This is a genomic window from Photobacterium jeanii (assembly GCF_001650345.1).
Lineage (GTDB): Bacteria > Pseudomonadota > Gammaproteobacteria > Enterobacterales > Vibrionaceae > Photobacterium > Photobacterium jeanii.
The window spans coordinates 174,621-191,037 of sequence record NZ_LVHF01000012.1 but is presented as its reverse complement, the minus strand read 5'-3'; the positions used below and the strand labels follow the sequence as shown (position 1 = coordinate 191,037).

The following is a 16,417-nucleotide window of genomic DNA, read 5'->3' as shown; positions in this document are numbered from 1 at the left end:
ACTCAACCAATTAAGATAAGCCATTGTTCAGACATCAACTATTTTCGAGTCTTTGCAGGCTTGTATGACTATAGTTTGGTGAGTATATTAAAAAAATGCCAGCAAATGAGTTGCTGGCATTTTTGTAGGAATCAATTGAAATCACTCAACATCAGTAAAGTGAAGCTTCACCTTCTGGGCGCGTTTTGAATCGACGATGCAGCCACATGTATTGATCGGGGGCCATCATGATGCTTCGCTCAATCGCTTTATTGATATAAGCCGCAGCGGCTTCAGGGTCTTCATGCGGGAACTCCGTTAACGGCTCCAACACTTTCAGCGTGTATTGTCCTGAATCGGTATTTCGCTTCATAACAAACGGGACAACGGCACAATCAGACGCATCAACCAGCAAACTTGTCCCCGTGGTAGTACACGCTTTTTCTACTGCAAACAAAGGAGCAAATGCATGACGACGCGGGCCGTAATCGTGGTCTGGTGCATACCATACACGTTCGCCTGTGCGCAGCGCTTTAAGCATACCCTTAACATCTTTACGATCGATCATGTATTTATTTGAACGCACACGACCATTAAATTGGAAAAAGTCAAAACACGGATTATCATTCGGGCGATAAACACCCACACCCGGTGTCTTCATACCAAATGCACGTGCTCCAAGTTCTAGATTTAATGAATGAATGGCAATCAAAAGTACCCCTTTACCCTGACGCTCAAGTTCTTCAATAATTTCGATACCTTCGCAAGTCACATGGCGCTCAATTCGGATATCAGGCCAGAACCAAGCCATTCCAGTCTCAAATAAAGCCAGTCCAGTATTGTCGATATTCTTTTGGATCAACGCCTCACGCTCATCATCAGGCATATCAGGAAAGCAAAGCTCCAAGTTTCGCTTCATTGTTTGGCGACGCTTTTTCATAAAACGCATCGCTAAGCGACCAATCCCCTGCCCCATACGAAACTGAATAAAATACGGCAGCCAGCTGATCAGATACATCATCCCCATTAAGACTAATGTCGGCCAATAACGAGGATGGAGCAATGCCATCGAAAAAGTTGGCGGTGTAAACTTGCTCATAAGCTTCAAATATTCCCTTGCTAATCGAGATCTTAGAATGTGATCTTTCGGGTAATCGAACAGTACATTTTATGGCTTACCATTCGCTATAGCAAGGAAGCACAGGTTCGCTTGGTGGATTAATGACTGTTTTTGTCACTGCTCCGTCCAGCTACTGAGTGACAACAAAAAGAAAAGCCACCCGAAGGTGGCTGCCAGTAAAGTAAGAACTGATGTGTAACGACACTAGCGCTATTCCCCCTAAGCCTGTGTCATCAGTTTTACATACTGCGAAATAAGCAAAAATGAATTAGGACACTTTCTTTACTGCATAATCGTTGCCAAGTTTTTATTTACTTTAAAATCAGACATCTAAGATAAAGACCTATAATCTCGAGACTTAAACTGTAAAGAATTCTGACAGTGCTTGAAGTAAAACCACTGTAGCTGATATTTTGTGATATGCTTTGAAAATCAAGGACTAACCACACGGACGAAGCGCTAACATGAGCATTAGCAAAACCAAATCCAGTTTCTACCGCCGCCTATACGTTGCTTACCTCATAGACAGCGGAATTGCGACAGTCCCTGCCATTATCGAATTCAGTGGTATGCCACGCCGTACAGCCCAAGACACCATCAAAAATCTGGCTGAACTTGAAATTGAGTGTGAATTTCAACAAGCACCAGGCGAGCGAAACCGAAGTGGTCACTATGTGATTAAGGATTGGGGGGCTGTCAACAAACAATGGGTTAAGCAGCACATTACAGATATACGAGGTGCGCTCAACTACCCATAATGGCCACAAATATGCACTTTGGTTAATTAATTCAAATCATTGCACATATAATTATTTTCAAGCCTTATCATAAAACCCGTAACCTAATGACAAGGCTGTGTCAGGCAATGATTGGTTGCAAAATAAACTAAGACTCCGATTCTTCTGACAATTCAGGTAAAAAAAGCCGCCAGCCTAGGTGTAATAAGGCTTTGTTATGGTAGTATTCTGCCTAAATTGTTCATAGTGAATCGATTTTTCACTGTAAAGAGTAGACGAATATGGCTTTTGATTTTTCTAAAATGACTGTGGATCTTTCGGCAATGCCGACAACTATCGACATGGGACACGCATGGCTTGGCGGTTTAGTTATCGTTTTGCTTGTGCTTTACATCGCTAAAAAAGGCAAACCAGTAGAAGTTGAGAAGATTGTCGAAAAAGAGGTCGAAGTAGAAAAAATCGTTGAGGTTGAAAAACCTGTCGAAAAAATCGTTGAAGTAGAGAAGATCGTTGAAAAACCTGTCGAGAAGATCGTCGAAGTAGAAAAAATCGTCGAAAAAATTGTTGAAGTTGAACCTAAGCTTAAGACTTCAACACCTGACGCTGCCCTTCAACTGCTATCTTTGCTACAACAAGAAGCGCGTTTTATTGATTTCATGCAAGAGGACCTTAAAGGTTTTGCTGATGCAGAAATCGGTGCAGCAGCACGTGTGATCCACGAAGGTGGTCAGAAAGTGCTTAACGAATACTTTAGCTTTGCGCCTGTACGCTCTGAAGAAGAAGAAACTCGCGTAACGCTACCAGCAGGCTTTAATGCCTCTGAAGTTCGTCTAACGGGTAACGTCGTTGGCGAAGCACCATTTACTGGAACTTTGATCCATCGCGGTTGGAAAGTAACCAATGTGAACCTGCCTAAGCTTGCTGAAGGTCATGACGCTCACATCGTTGCTGCCGCTGAGGTAGAACTGTAATGCAAGAAACACAAGAACACCGTTTTAGCGTTGGTATTGACTTAGGTACCACTCACTGCGTGCTATCTTACGTCGACCTTCAAGACGAAGACACTAACGTTAATGTTATGCCTATTGCCCAGCTGACAACGCCGGGTCATGTAGAAGAAAAAGACCAGCTACCTTCTTTCATGTATCAAGCACATGAGTCTGAGCTAGCTGAAGGTGACAAGGCACTGCCTTGGAACACTCAACCTAAAGCCATTGTGGGCGCAATGGCTCGCAACCTAGGTAGTAAGACCCCTATCCGTCTTATCGCTAGTGCAAAAAGCTGGCTATGCCATGGTGGTGTGAACCGTCGTGACGCATTCCTACCGCTTAACAGCCCTGAAGAAGTAGTAAAAGCTTCTCCAGTTGAAGCGACTCGTTGCTACCTAGAACACCTTGTTAACGCGTGGAATCACAAGCATCCTGAAACGCCACTTTGCGACCAAGATGTCACAATCACGGTTCCTGCGTCATTTGACCCAGCAGCTCGCGACTTAACCGCAGAAGCGGCTCGCCACGTTGGCTTTAAGCATCTTACTCTGCTTGAAGAACCACAAGCAGCTGTTTACAGCTGGATCAAAAACAACGATGAGAACTGGCGCGATCAAGTTTCTGTCGGTGACATCGTACTGGTTGTTGATATCGGTGGTGGTACTACTGACTTGTCGCTTGTTGCAGTAACAGAAGATGACGGTAACCTAACACTTAACCGTGTTGCGGTTGGTGATCACATCCTGTTAGGTGGTGACAACATGGATCTGGCGCTAGCTTACCGTCTAAAGATGAAGCTAGCTCAAGAAGGCAAACAACTTCAGCCTTGGCAGATCCAAGCGATTACTCACGCATGCCGTGATGCAAAAGAAGCACTACTAAGCGATGCTGAACTACAAGCGGTACCAATCGTGGTACCTAGCCGTGGTTCTAAACTCCTTGGTGGCACGCTGCAAACCGAATTAACGCAAGAAGAAGTACAACAAACACTGGTTGAAGGCTTCTTCCCCCGTACCAATATCGAAGAACACCCTGTTCAAACTCAACGTGGCGCACTGACACAAATGGGTCTGCCATATGCACAAGATGCTGCTGTTAGCCGTCATGTGGCTGCATTCTTAAGCCGTCAAGCATCAGCCGTTGATGAACTATTCGAGCAATTTGAACAGCTTCACGAAGGTTTCATCCGCCCAACCGCAGTGCTATTTAATGGTGGTGTACTGAAATCTAACCTGATTTCTGAGCGTCTGCTTTCTATTATCAACAGCTGGTTAACGACTGCGGGTTCTGAAGAAGCGAAACTGCTTTCAGGTGTTGATCTTGATCTTGCAGTAGCAAGCGGTGCGTCTTACTACGGTTCAGTACGTAAAGGTAAAGGCGTTCGTATCCGTGGTGGTATCGCAAGTAGTTACTACGTGGGTATCGAAAGCGCAATGCCTGCTATTCCGGGTATGGAGCCACCACTAGAAGCACTTTGTGTTGCACCTTTCGGTATGGAAGAAGGCTCACATGCCGATGTACCAAGCCAAGAATTTGGTCTTGTAATCGGTCAGCCAGTACAGTTCAAATTCTTCGGTTCAACTGTTCGTCGTGATGATCCTGCCGGTACTCACCTTGATTGGTGGCAGCCTGAAGAACTTGAAGAGCTTCCGGCAATTCAAGTGACACTTCCTGTATCTGAAGGTCGCACTGCAGGCGAAGTCGTCCCAGTTCGTCTGGCATCACGTGTCACTGAGCTAGGTACACTTTGCCTTGAAGCCATCCCTACCGATGGCGGTCAAAAGTGGCAAGTTGAATTTGATGTTCGTGAGAAGTAATCATCACTAACACGCGAACGGCGCATCTTTTGATGCGCCGTTTATTTTCCAAACTAACAATTTAAAATAATCACTTAAAACAACAGCCTTAATAACTAAGCGACGCAGTAGCATTAACCAATGCGCTAAACACAGCACTCTGCAACGTTTAGTTATTAAGACTAAGAACACAATAACCAGTCATACCAATCATCATAATATCTACCAGCATAAGTAACGATTCAAATGCTTATCCTCGGTGGTGTAACTTCACACCCGACTTACTCATAGAGTCATATTGGTATTACTTGGTCTCAATTATCTGGAGTGATAAATGGCTTCCCCACACTACCTTGTTGGTATTGATCTGGGTACTACCCACACTGTTGTTGCCTATACAGAAATTTCTGACGACCTAGAAAACAGTCCAACTCAGATTTTCGATATCGACCAACTTATCGCACCCGGCGAAGTGGCGCGTAAACCCCTCCTCCCCTCTTTCCGCTATCACCCTGCTCAATCAGAAATTAACGAGTCTGAGCTGGTGTTACCTTGGCAGCCAAAATTAGTAGATGGCGACATTCCATTGGTGATCATTGGCGAGTATGCCCGCGAGCTTGGGGCAAAAGTCGAAGGTCGCCAAGTTGTTAGTGCGAAAAGTTGGTTATCACACCCAAATGTAGACCGCACTGAAGCTATCTTACCTTGGTCATCAAGCCAAGGCGTTAACAAAGTCTCGCCTGTTATTGCGAGCGCTAGTTACTTAAACCATGTTCGCCAATCGTGGAATTACCATAACCCCGATCATCTGCTTGAGCAGCAAGAAGTCGTGATCACTGTGCCAGCATCGTTTGACGAAGCAGCACGAGCACTCACACTTGAAGCAGCAAAACTTGCTGGCTTGCCGAAAGTATTATTACTCGAAGAGCCTCAAGCGGTTTGTTACGACTGGTATGCGCAAAACAAACATAACGCAGAAGCACTGCTGAAAGACATCCCTCTATTGATGGTGTGCGATGTTGGTGGTGGCACAACGGATTTAAGCTTAATCAAAGTTAGTTCCAACAACGGCGAACTGAAGCTAGACCGAATTGGTGTTGGTGATCACTTAATGCTTGGTGGTGACAACTTAGACCTTGCTCTCGCCCACCAAGCGGAAGTACGTCTTCACGGTGGCAGTAAAAAGCTATCAGCGGCTGGCCTTTCAAAGCTGATCCAGCAAACCCGCAAAGTTAAAGAGCAATTGCTGTCAGGCAATGCACCTGATTCTGCGAAAGTAACACTCTTGGGTAGCGGTTCTCGCCTCATTGGCGGCGCGAAGAGTGTGGAACTCACCAAAGAAGAAGTACATCAAATAGCTCTAGAAGGTTTCTTCCCGCTAACAGAGTTTAGCGATCAACCAAGTCAACGCCAAGCGGCCGTGGTTGAGTTCGGTCTGCCTTATGCTGCCGATCCTGCTATCAGTAAACACTTGGCGCAATTTATCGATCTTCATGATCAAGTCTGCCGAGATGCTTTTGCTGAATCTGAACTTACTATCAATGAGCAGAGCGCACCTATTCCTACTGCAGTGTTGTTAAACGGTGGTGTGTTTAATAGTCCTTTATTAAGCCAACGAGCCCTTGATATTTTCGGAAAATGGAAGGGTGACAACGTCACGCAACTTATCAACCCTCACCCAGACCTTTCTGTCGCATATGGTGCCGTTGCTTATGCGAAAGCACGTCATGGTGCACAGCTAAAAATCGGTGGTGGTTCGGCGCGTTCTTACTTCCTCAAACTGGATGAGAAAAAAGGACCACAACAAGGCTTATGCCTACTACCAAAAGGCACTGACGAGGGTAACGATATCATTGTTGAAGATCGTTATTTCGCCTTAACCTTGGGTGAGCCGGTACGATTTAATCTTGTGTCATCAACCGATGATAACCATGCAGAACTGGGTCATATCGTGGAGCTCGATGATGAAAGCTTTGTGTCCCTACCGCCATTCATCGCAACGCTAGATAGCGAAACAGACCGTACTGAGTTAGCCGCTAACCAAAAAGACCGTGAAGTGGTCACGCTAGCATGTCAGCTAACAGAAGTCGGTACGCTGCAAGTTGAATGCGTCAGCGTTACTGATAAGTCGAAACGTTGGAAAGTGGAGTTCGCGGTACGTAAAGACTTAGCAAAGCTGAATCGTAACAAAGACGGTGATAGTACCCTCGCTGAATCTATTCTACCGGCCCGTATTGATGAGGCAATTCAAGCGATCAAACTGGTTTACGGTGGTAGTGCCAAAGTTAGCGATAACAAACAGCTCAAAACACTACAAAAAGATTTAGAAAAGCTACTAGGAAAACGGGATAGCTGGGATACCCCATGTTTACGTGAACTCGCAACAGCTCTACTCGATAGTAAAAAACGCCGCCGCCGTTCAGATCTACATGAGCGCACTTGGCTAAAACTCGCAGGCTTTACCCTTCGCCCAGGCTTTGGTTATCCATCGGATGAGTGGCGTATGGAGCAAGTGTGGCACTTGTATCAGCAAGGCATTCAGTTTGAAGCGAACACTCAGACGTGGAGTGATTGGTGGACATTCTGGCGTCGCGTTGCTGGTGGCTTAACTCAAGAACAGCAATTAGTGATCTTTAAAGACATCGCCAAATACATTAATCCAAGCGCAACTCGTAACACCAAGCTCAATAAAGAAATGCAAGAGCGTAGCTACCAAGACATGGTTCGCCTTGCAGCTTCCCTTGAGCACCTGCCGTTTGAGAACAAATTGCAGCTTATTGAGTGGTTGTTTGGTCGCCTGCAGAAAACCCAGCACGCTCAAGCGCATTGGTGGGCTATTGGTCGTATTGGTACGCGTAGCCCATTCTATGGTAGTGCTCATAATTTACTAACGGCACAGCACATTGCTTACTGCCTGCCAGAGCTAATGGAGCTGAATTGGCGTAAAGACCCTAATATTGGTTTTGCCGCAGTTATGATGTGCCGTATGACAGGCGATCGCACTTTGGATATTGATGAAGCTAATCGTGAAGCCGTAATCGCTAAACTAAAAGCGAGTAAAGCACCTGAAAGCTGGATTCAAATGGTCTCTGAAGTAAAAATCCTAACGGAAGAAGAGACCAAGCGTGTATTTGGTGATGCGCTTCCTTCCGGCTTACAGCTCATCAAGCACTAATACCAATAGCAAATAATTCCTCTCCCCTTTTTAGGTTCCTGAAGATTATTTTCAGGAACCTAAATGCCAATACTTTGGCACTTTCTCCCTTTTTCTATCTTATGAAAACTCATTAATCCGTTTACACTTTTAGTCATTTTTCATAAGCAATTGAAAATAAAAGGAACTCGACTATCAGGATTATCAATTAGTATCTCTTGTCGAGCGAATGAGAAATATTTAAAAACATATTGTTACTGTTAGTAGCGGCATTTTGACACTAGCTATTAAGGTTCCGTTAGGGTTCGCGTAGGTAATATAGAATTAATTAATAACGAGGCATGTATTAAGCACACCTTACATGCTCAGCAAGAATAAATAGTGAGTGATTTTCTATGAACCGTACACAATTCAACTTAATTGCACAGCGAATCTTCAAATCTCAAAACCAGCGTGTAGCTGTTGAAGCAGTTATTTTTGATGGCTTATCAAGCTACGAAGCTGAGAAACGCTTTGACGTGCCAAAAGGTACTCTTTCTCGTAACGTTCGTAAGTACAAAAACGAAGCTGATTACATCACTACAGTTACTGCAGCATAAGCAATTGCTAGTAGTTAATCATGCACAAAAAAGGAGAGGCAAGCCTCTCCTTTTTCATATCCAAACTTGAACTATCAGTAACTAGAGCAACGCCTTCTCCCTTGTTACTTATAAACCTTCTTCGCTATTTCTATTTTGCTAGAAAGTCGTCTGTCTGGCGTAACTTCACGCTGAACACTAAACATAACCCACTAACTAAGACCATCAGCGCAAAATATAAAAAATCGACAGTCAGCAAAGTTGCTAATGGTTTGTCGCTAAATAGGATGTTCATCGGCAGCTGGTAAAAACGCTTAATCAAATCTCCTAGTAAAGTGCTATCAAACACTAACATTGTCGCCAGATTCAAAATGAAAATGCCGACCAATAAAATAATCAAAGGCGATCGAGTGAGCTGCGACAGTACAAACAAGATACAAGTAAAAGGCACAAGCGTTAAACTCACTGCAGCCATACGTCCAATAAAGGTCAACCAGTGAAGTAGCAAACCCCATAAAGTCACTGATGAAGCAGGCATAGTGTCAGGTAAGTGCCACCATGAAATAACCCACACCACTAAATCTGAAAATACCAGCACGCACGAAGCAATTATTGGCAGCGCCACCAGCGCAAACAGCAACTTAGTAGTAACAGTTTGCCAATCTGAAACTGGCATTGAACGCCAGAACATCAAGCTCCCTTCATCGAGCTCTTTTCGCATCGCTTTTGGCGTGTAGATAAGAAATAAGATCATCGCGACTACGCTCGCGACCCACGCATTCACATTACCAACCGTGCCACCAAAACTTAAAAAATCAGCAACTGACGGCAACATGCTATCGCCATTAGCATGAATCGAGAATTCAACATTGCCATTCCCCGTCAACATTAAGCCAATAAATAGCACGATGAATAGGCAAATAGCCGCAGGTAAACGAAACAAAATAGGATACTCAATGCATTCCTTATGGATTAGCGTCATCATTTTGTTCATTTCTCTAAACCTACTTGCTTTGCAATAAATAACTCAGCCAATGAAGTACGGCATACTTGGCTAAACGCCTTTAATTGATCTGACGCGAGATTCTCAAATATCATTCGAGTCTGCTCTCGCTCCTTACGTATATATATTGGCGATAGTGACTCTGCGCGAGAATAGTTTTCATTATCCACCAGTACAGTTGAATAATTAGTTTCTAACTCTGCCATTGAGCTCTTTAGAACCATTTTCCCTTGCTTGAGAACAATCACATCTGTTAGTAAATGCTCAATCTCTGACACTTCGTGGCTAGCAATAATTAATGCACGAGTCGATTCTTCTAACCACGCTTGTAGTTTTGCATATAGTTTTTCACGATAAATCAAATCAAGCCCTAAAGTTGGCTCATCGAAAATAAGCACTTTCGCATCTGTCGCCATGACAACGGCTAGATGGAATTGTACTTTCATTCCTTTTGATAACTGCGAAATTTTGACTGTCTGTTTTATATCTGTATCTGCAAGATACTGCTGGGCTTTTTCTAGTGAGAACTGAGGATGGACTCCCGATACATAGTCCAGACACTGCTTTACCGTCATCCAGCTCGGTAATGCAGAAACATCTGAAATATACGCAATGCTTTCCATTAATTTAGCTCGGTGCTGCTGTGGGGATAGCCCCATAACCTCGATTTCTCCCTCATAATGCAGCATACCTAACAGCGCTTTAATCAATGTGGACTTGCCTGCCCCATTGTGACCAAGTAAACCAATAACCTGACCCGGTCTAACAGTGAAACTTATGTCACTGACGGCTTTCTGTGTGCCAAAGGTTTTAGAGATCCCCTTAACATCAATCCACTTTTCCAAAATAACACCTTAGTAGTAATTCTTTTATTTTGTATACCAACCAATATATGAAACTTTTCTTATCGTTGGTCAAGAGCTAACAAGATACCCATATAGGCAGTGACGACTAGCAATAGTTCAATGACAGGTTAAAATCTGAATAGATTCAATTTAATATTCATCTATGTCGATGAGATCAAATATAAAGAAAAAACATATGACAAAAGGTGCTTATAACTTTAGCTATAAGCACCTTTATTGAAATTAGGTAATGAACAAAAAAAGATTGTAACGAACCTACCAGAGTTCAATAACAAAGTACTGAATTCTAGTTCTTTCTTATTACTATAAGAAAAGAGTGATTATTACTCTTTATCGATTAGATCTTCTGGGTGTACGCCGTCTTTTTCCATCATCGCTAGAATTTCATTCATGCGACTCTGTTTTGCGTCGTCACGGAATTCGTGAAGAACTGCAATCAAATTATTTATCTTTTCTAGTGGAATTCGTTTAATTACTGCTTTTTGACGACCAGGTACTTCATCAGCAAAATCAATCAAAGTTTGACGATAGTCTGTACGTTCTGGCTTCTGAGTACCGTCTGCATCTACACTTTTCAGCATCGCGCTTAATGCTTTTTCTGCAGCCGCAAAATTATCCATGTATTACCTCTTAATTCACTGCAGGACACTCCAATCATGGCATTAGGAGATCCCAATAGAAATGACTTCAATAAAAGTAGAGAGAGAAGCATTCACTTTATTATTAATGTGGCTATAGAGAACCACGGTTAAGGGTTGTTTATTCCCTAGCAACTAACAGCAAGATCGAGGACCGATCGAACTTTATTATAATTCAAAAGAAGATGGTAAAGCACTTATGTAGTTAGATGTGCAATATACTCTGACTTTTCACATAAGTGAATCACTTTCTCACTCTTAAAATGTAATAAGATTATAGCTGCTCTTACTTAATATTAGTTTAACCGCTCAAAGAGCAACCAATTTTTTTGAAATCATTTTCCAGTTGATTAAATCAACGTCTCATCACAGCAAGCTAGCATTCACAACTGGAATTACTCATCAACTCTCATATATCGGAGCAATATCAAAAATTTCATGTCGTAATACCTTTATTATCATACATATATGTATAATTTGCGCATTTCGAGATTTGAGTAAAATTTATGAATCCTGTGACTTGTGATCGCTGCCACCAAAGTGATGAATTCCTTATCAGCGAGTCTGGTACATACACTTGCATTTGTGGCTATCAATTCGTTATCGAGCCAACTCGAAGCGAATCACACACTGAAGAAAGCTCAGAAGCTCATCTTATTACAGCTTCTGTAACCACTCCGCTCAAACATACCCTTCACTAAGCTACGCGTTCTAATTGTTACATTTTCTACTGCATATTAATGAATCATTATGCTTATCGTGTTAATAAATTATTTTCACAGTAAGCTGCTTTTCATGCATAGATCTCCTCTATATCTAATTGAACAACATTTTTAACGGACAGTTAATAGTACGGCATACCCAATCATAAGGCGTTGGATATAAAGAACTTTTGTTTTTGAACGGCGTTTGAAACCAACGCGTTGCAAATGATACATGGAAAAATGTGATCTTAATCATGTAGTTTAGCCCTGCTTTCATGCTAACTTTCAGCGCCTTTCTTAGGTAACCAAACGGTTTCATGTTTCAAGGATGTTAAATTTCGCATTACAAAATGCCGAATAAAATCAGGGAAACTAGAACAAAATAACCTGAAATCGTTGTGACTCAGCGTCACTAAATGGAAGTTCCAATTCGCTTAATACCTATTAAGCCCTTGTTACAGGAAAACATTATGAAAGTTGCTAACGAGTCTTGGTTAGATGGTCTGAATAATGTACTGATGTCGATCATCGGTAGCATCAACGGACTATTATGGGGCCAAGTTCTAATTTACCTACTTGTAGGTGTTGGTATTTACTTCACGCTTCGTCTTGGTTTTATCCAAATTCGTCAATTCCGCCATGCAGTCGATGTACTGAAAAGCGGTAAAAACATTGAAAACGGGTTAAGCTCGTACCAAGTGTTCTGCACCTCAATGGCTGCACGTGTTGGTACAGGTAATATGGCAGGTGTTGCCGTTGCACTAGCAGCAGGCGGGCCTGGTGCAATATTCTGGATGTGGTTGATCGCGCTCTTTGGTATGTCTACAGCTTTTGTTGAGTCAACCCTAGCCCAGGTATATAAAGTAAAAGATGTTGATGGTCAGTACCGTGGTGGCCCTGCATACTATATGGAAAAAGGCCTAGGTATGCGCTGGATGGGTACACTATTCTCCATCTTCCTTATTATTGCTTTCGGTCTTGTTTTTAACGCTGTTCAAGCGAATACCATTACAGATGCACTTAACCACTCGTTTGGTTTTGATGAAACCATCATGGGTGTGATCATCGTTGCTGCATCGGCGTTCTTTATTATGGGTGGCCTACGTAAAGTTGCTGAAGCATCTTCTCGTATCGTACCTGTAATGGCTGTAGGTTACCTTGCTATTGCGCTAGTTGTTGTGATCATGAACATCACTGAACTACCAGGCGCTATCGCACTGATTGTTAAGAGTGCATTCGGCTGGCAAGAAGCGGCAGCTGGTGGTGTGGCTTATACGATTGCTCAAGCAATGCAAAGTGGTATTGCTCGTGGTCTATTCTCAAACGAAGCAGGTATGGGTTCTGCGGCAAACGTTGCTGCATCAGCAACGCCAAACCCTAACCACCCAGCATCACAAGGTTTCGTACAAATGCTAGGTGTATTTGCCGATACTATTGTTATCTGTACGGCTTCAGCTGCAATGATCATGCTTTCTGGTGTTATGGATCAACCAGATGCAGCTTCAGGTATCGGTCTACTACAACAGGCTCTAACAAGCGAGCTAGGTGGCTGGACAGCTTACTTCATGGCTGCAGCTATTCTACTGTTCTGTTTCTCATCTATTATTGCGAACTACAGCTATGCAGAAACCAACATCATGTTCCTAAATGGCAACACCAAAAAAGGTCTACTGGCGTTCCGCCTACTAGTGCTTGCTATGGTAATGTTTGGCTCTGTAACTAGCCTACCAGTTGTGTGGAACCTAGCGGATGCATCGATGGGTCTAATGGCACTAATTAATATCATCGCGCTAATCCTACTTTCTAAACTGGCATTCAAAGTAATCAAAGACTACGAAGTACAGGCCAAAGAAGGTAAGACACCAGTGTTCGACCGCTCTAAGTTCCCAGAGTTGGATGAACTAGACGGTGCATGGCACCCTAAAGATGCAAAGGTTGCAAAAACCACTGAGTAATCTTTAAGCTCCATCACTTAAATAAGCCAGCATTACGCTGGCTTATTTTTTTATAGAACATCCTTATCACTCCCCCTTTATTATCGAGTTCTAGACGCTTTTCGCTCAATATTCATCGCATATCTACGCTCTTTTCATTTTCATCTGTGTGTTTTTCTAGATAAAGCTGTCTATTTTGATAAAGTAATAAAACGCAATTCAATTTATTATTAAAAGGGTCAATATGGACATCCTAGAATTATTACCAAGTCTTCTTAGCGGTTGGATTTTCCTCGCTATTTTTATAGTTATTTTCCTGCGCTCATCTGTGAAGTTTGTACCTCAAAACTCAGCTTTCATTGTTGAGCGTTTCGGTAAGTACAACAAAACTATGGAAGCAGGGCTTAACTTCATTGTTCCTTTCATTGACCGCATTGCTTACACCCGCTCGCTAAAAGAACAGGCTTATGATGTACCGCAACAAGCTGCAATCACCAAAGACAACATTTCACTCGTGGTAGATGGTGTGCTTTACCTTAAAGTGCTAGACCCATACAAAGCATGCTATGGCGTTGATGACTATGTTTTCTCGGTGACTCAACTAGCACAAACCACAATGCGTAGTGAAGTTGGTAAACTTGAATTAGATAAAACCTTTGAAGAGCGCGAAAACCTTAACACCGCTATCGTTTCTTCTATTAATGAGGCATCTGAACCTTGGGGGGTTCAAGTACTTCGCTACGAAATTAAAGATATCGAGCCACCACGCTCGGTGCTTGATGCGATGGAACGCCAAATGAAAGCTGAGCGTGAGAAACGTGCGGCGATTTTGGAATCTGAAGGCCAACGTCAATCAGACATCAATATTGCAGAAGGTGAAAAACAAGCACGCGTACTGGCTGCAGAAGCGGAGCGCTCAGAGCAAGTGCTAAAAGCAGAAGGTGAAGCGAAGGCGATTCTAGCGGTTGCTCAAGCACAAGCAGAAGCGATTGAAGTGGTTGGCCGTACCGCATCAACCCCTGAAGGTCAAAAAGCGATTCAATTAGAGCTAGCAGGTAAAGCTATCGAAGCTAAGCACGCCATTGCGAAAGAGTCTTCTGTTGTTCTGTTACCAGATGGTCAATCAAACGCTTCTTCATTGGTCGCAGAAGCCATGACCATCATCAACAAACTGAACCAAACCAAGTAAGGGATCCATTATGGATATTTTCGGTATCAGCCTAGCTCAATTGACGATCATCATAGGTTTGATTGTCTTATCGGTGGAAGCTTTTGTCCTTGGCTTATCGACCATTGCACTACTTGCTGTTGGTGTCGCTGCCGTTATCGCTGGGGCGCTAGCTTGGATCGGGGTGATACCTGAAACTTGGCTAAGCCTAGTCAGTACAACGGGTATTGGAGCAGGTGTACTTACCCTTCTGCTTTGGAAGCCGCTTAAACGGCTACAAAACAGTAAAGTAGAGCCTAACAACGTCCATAGCGACTTTATCGGCCTTACTTTTACTCTCACTGCACCACTGAGTCTCAACGCAGACCCTGTCTATGTTAAGCACTCAGGTATTCAATGGCAGCTATTGCTCGATCCACAAAGTGAGGAGCAAACTCTGCCACAAGGTAGCCAAGTTAAAGTGGTGGGTGTTGCTGTAGGTAAGTTTACGGTAACCGGATGCTAAGTTAATAACTTTTAGGTTTAGATACACAAAGCGGTGTGCACTCACACCGCTTTTTTGTTGCCTGTTATTTGGCGCTAGCGCCATTCTCTACTCACCTCACCCCTTGTCGCCTTGATAATTCGCCGCGAGTCACTTTGCACTTTGCTAAACTGACACCATGCAGGTTAATGAGGTTATTGCTATGGCTTGTACTGTTAAGGTCGCGTATCGGGGCTGTCTTTTTGCATTGTCTACATTATTTGGTTTTGGAGTGAGTGCAGAAAAACCAAACTACAGCGAATTACAACAAGGGGATACGATTACCGTAACCCTAGATCAAATCCTACCTACTCAAGCTGTGATGAGTTACGACCTCGAATATGCCCTACTACAAAGCTATAAATCCAATGAAAAAGCCATGTTTAATAAACTCTGCAAGCTAAATGGTGGTGGCAGCGTGAAAGATTGGGGAGAAAAATCAAACCCAACGGATTTAGAAAGCTTCACCTGTGCCAAAAAACTTGGCTCACAAACTCAGGACCTTGCCAAAGTTGTAGTCGGCCCTAAAGAAGGATTACTTTTCCTCACCACTCAGCACCATACGCTTTCTAGCTTCTGGGACATGCCCAATGGTGGCACGAATGTTCCCGTAATGCTCAAAGTCAGTCACAACCTATTAGACTCAGGGGATGATTTTTGGGCTGAGATGAGTCATGACAATACGGTGTGGCTTTTTGGCGCTAAAGGAAAAAAAATATCGCCATCAGACCTGCCTGAATTTATTGGCTCTAAGCAATTAAAAGAAGATAAATTCCTTGCCCTCGCTTTCTTTCTACAAGGTATTAGCTACGATCTGCCACAAAAACAAACCAACCCTAATACCAATGAGCCCTATGCTGTTGTCCCTTATTTAGCGTATCAATGGTCACTTGCCCTACGGGAAAAAATGAATGTTGAAAACTATAACTTCAACGACCGTGATGATTACGCAACAGCACTGACCGAAGCCGCCACAGTGATGACAGATTTAGCTGCCGACACCTTGATTGGCAAAAGTGATAAAACAGCAATTGAAATGGGACAATTTCAAGAGGTGAATTCAAAAGCACTAGAGGCGCTGATCACCAACAAGAATTCAAACTGGTATCTAGCCACTGAATATCGAATTCAGAAAAAGAAAAAAGCCACACCGAAGAAAATTCAAGAAGAGCAAGAAAAACAGAAAGCATTAGAAGAGAAAGAAAAAGCGGAATAGCTGAGTATTCCA

The 16,417-nt window shown here is 43.1% G+C and carries 13 protein-coding genes; 9 read left to right on the top strand and 4 right to left on the bottom strand.

The annotated features are described in order from the left end of the window. Positions 1-151: 151 nt before the first annotated feature. Positions 152-1,078, bottom strand: a complete 927-nt coding sequence (gene lpxL, locus A3K86_RS02265; RefSeq protein ID WP_068327056.1) for an LpxL/LpxP family Kdo(2)-lipid IV(A) lauroyl/palmitoleoyl acyltransferase — start codon at positions 1,076-1,078, stop codon at positions 152-154. A 485-nt stretch (positions 1,079-1,563) separates the two neighbouring features. Between lpxL and A3K86_RS02260 the strand changes: the two genes are divergently transcribed. From A3K86_RS02260 to A3K86_RS02240, 5 genes are all read left to right on the top strand, one after another. Continuing rightward, positions 1,564-1,857 carry a winged helix-turn-helix domain-containing protein gene (locus A3K86_RS02260; protein ID WP_068327053.1) on the top strand — a complete coding sequence of 98 codons (294 nt, stop codon included), beginning with the start codon at positions 1,564-1,566 and terminating at the stop codon, positions 1,855-1,857. 281 nt (positions 1,858-2,138) lie between these two features. Continuing rightward, complete coding sequence (locus tag A3K86_RS02255) at positions 2,139-2,807, top strand: DUF2760 domain-containing protein (protein WP_068330132.1); 669 nt, start codon at positions 2,139-2,141, stop codon at positions 2,805-2,807. Next, on the top strand, positions 2,807-4,642 hold the full coding sequence (locus A3K86_RS02250; RefSeq protein ID WP_068327050.1) for an Hsp70 family protein: 1,836 nt from the start codon (positions 2,807-2,809) through the stop codon (positions 4,640-4,642). The genes A3K86_RS02255 and A3K86_RS02250 overlap by 1 nt, the downstream gene beginning before the upstream one ends. Before the next feature lie 313 nt (positions 4,643-4,955). After that, positions 4,956-7,796 (top strand): Hsp70 family protein, encoded by a 2,841-nt coding sequence (locus A3K86_RS02245; protein ID WP_068327047.1) that lies wholly within the window; start codon positions 4,956-4,958, stop codon positions 7,794-7,796. A gap of 374 nt (positions 7,797-8,170) precedes the next feature. Next, positions 8,171-8,374: a helix-turn-helix domain-containing protein gene (locus tag A3K86_RS02240; protein WP_068327044.1), complete on the top strand. Its 204-nt coding sequence runs from the start codon at positions 8,171-8,173 to the stop codon at positions 8,372-8,374. A 130-nt stretch (positions 8,375-8,504) separates the two neighbouring features. Here the strand turns inward: A3K86_RS02240 and A3K86_RS02235 are convergent, their stop codons facing one another. The 3 genes from A3K86_RS02235 to A3K86_RS02225 form a co-directional block, all read right to left on the bottom strand. Beyond that, positions 8,505-9,347: a hypothetical protein gene (locus A3K86_RS02235; RefSeq protein WP_068327041.1), complete on the bottom strand. Its 843-nt coding sequence runs from the start codon at positions 9,345-9,347 to the stop codon at positions 8,505-8,507. Continuing rightward, positions 9,344-10,201 (bottom strand): ABC transporter ATP-binding protein, encoded by an 858-nt coding sequence (locus A3K86_RS02230; RefSeq protein WP_068327038.1) that lies wholly within the window; start codon positions 10,199-10,201, stop codon positions 9,344-9,346. The genes A3K86_RS02235 and A3K86_RS02230 overlap by 4 nt, the downstream gene beginning before the upstream one ends. A 344-nt stretch (positions 10,202-10,545) precedes the next feature. Beyond that, positions 10,546-10,842 carry a hypothetical protein gene (locus A3K86_RS02225; RefSeq protein WP_068327035.1) on the bottom strand — a complete coding sequence of 99 codons (297 nt, stop codon included), beginning with the start codon at positions 10,840-10,842 and terminating at the stop codon, positions 10,546-10,548. 1,192 nt (positions 10,843-12,034) lie between these two features. Here A3K86_RS02225 and A3K86_RS02220 point away from each other — a divergent pair. From A3K86_RS02220 to A3K86_RS02205, 4 genes are all read left to right on the top strand, one after another. Next, complete coding sequence (locus A3K86_RS02220; RefSeq protein ID WP_068327032.1) at positions 12,035-13,519, top strand: alanine/glycine:cation symporter family protein; 1,485 nt, start codon at positions 12,035-12,037, stop codon at positions 13,517-13,519. 223 nt (positions 13,520-13,742) lie between these two features. After that, complete coding sequence (locus A3K86_RS02215; protein ID WP_068327029.1) at positions 13,743-14,687, top strand: SPFH domain-containing protein; 945 nt, start codon at positions 13,743-13,745, stop codon at positions 14,685-14,687. A gap of 10 nt (positions 14,688-14,697) precedes the next feature. Further along, the gene (locus tag A3K86_RS02210; RefSeq protein ID WP_068327027.1) at positions 14,698-15,171 is read left to right on the top strand and encodes an NfeD family protein; all 474 of its coding nucleotides are present in this window, start codon (positions 14,698-14,700) and stop codon (positions 15,169-15,171) included. 250 nt (positions 15,172-15,421) lie between these two features. Next, the gene (locus A3K86_RS02205) at positions 15,422-16,405 is read left to right on the top strand and encodes a ParB/Srx family N-terminal domain-containing protein (protein ID WP_162844299.1); all 984 of its coding nucleotides are present in this window, start codon (positions 15,422-15,424) and stop codon (positions 16,403-16,405) included. Positions 16,406-16,417: the final 12 nt, after the last annotated feature.

Coding starts and splice junctions, on each gene's coding strand:
- lpxL (WP_068327056.1), bottom strand. CDS start 1,078: ATGAGCAAGTTTACACCGCCAACTTTTTCGATGGCATTGCTCCATCCT.
- A3K86_RS02225 (WP_068327035.1), bottom strand. CDS start 10,842: ATGGATAATTTTGCGGCTGCAGAAAAAGCATTAAGCGCGATGCTGAAA.
- A3K86_RS02215 (WP_068327029.1), top strand. CDS start 13,743: ATGGACATCCTAGAATTATTACCAAGTCTTCTTAGCGGTTGGATTTTC.
- A3K86_RS02260 (WP_068327053.1), top strand. CDS start 1,564: ATGAGCATTAGCAAAACCAAATCCAGTTTCTACCGCCGCCTATACGTT.
- A3K86_RS02210 (WP_068327027.1), top strand. CDS start 14,698: ATGGATATTTTCGGTATCAGCCTAGCTCAATTGACGATCATCATAGGT.
- A3K86_RS02250 (WP_068327050.1), top strand. CDS start 2,807: ATGCAAGAAACACAAGAACACCGTTTTAGCGTTGGTATTGACTTAGGT.
- A3K86_RS02255 (WP_068330132.1), top strand. CDS start 2,139: ATGACTGTGGATCTTTCGGCAATGCCGACAACTATCGACATGGGACAC.
- A3K86_RS02240 (WP_068327044.1), top strand. CDS start 8,171: ATGAACCGTACACAATTCAACTTAATTGCACAGCGAATCTTCAAATCT.
- A3K86_RS02245 (WP_068327047.1), top strand. CDS start 4,956: ATGGCTTCCCCACACTACCTTGTTGGTATTGATCTGGGTACTACCCAC.
- A3K86_RS02235 (WP_068327041.1), bottom strand. CDS start 9,347: ATGAACAAAATGATGACGCTAATCCATAAGGAATGCATTGAGTATCCT.
- A3K86_RS02220 (WP_068327032.1), top strand. CDS start 12,035: ATGAAAGTTGCTAACGAGTCTTGGTTAGATGGTCTGAATAATGTACTG.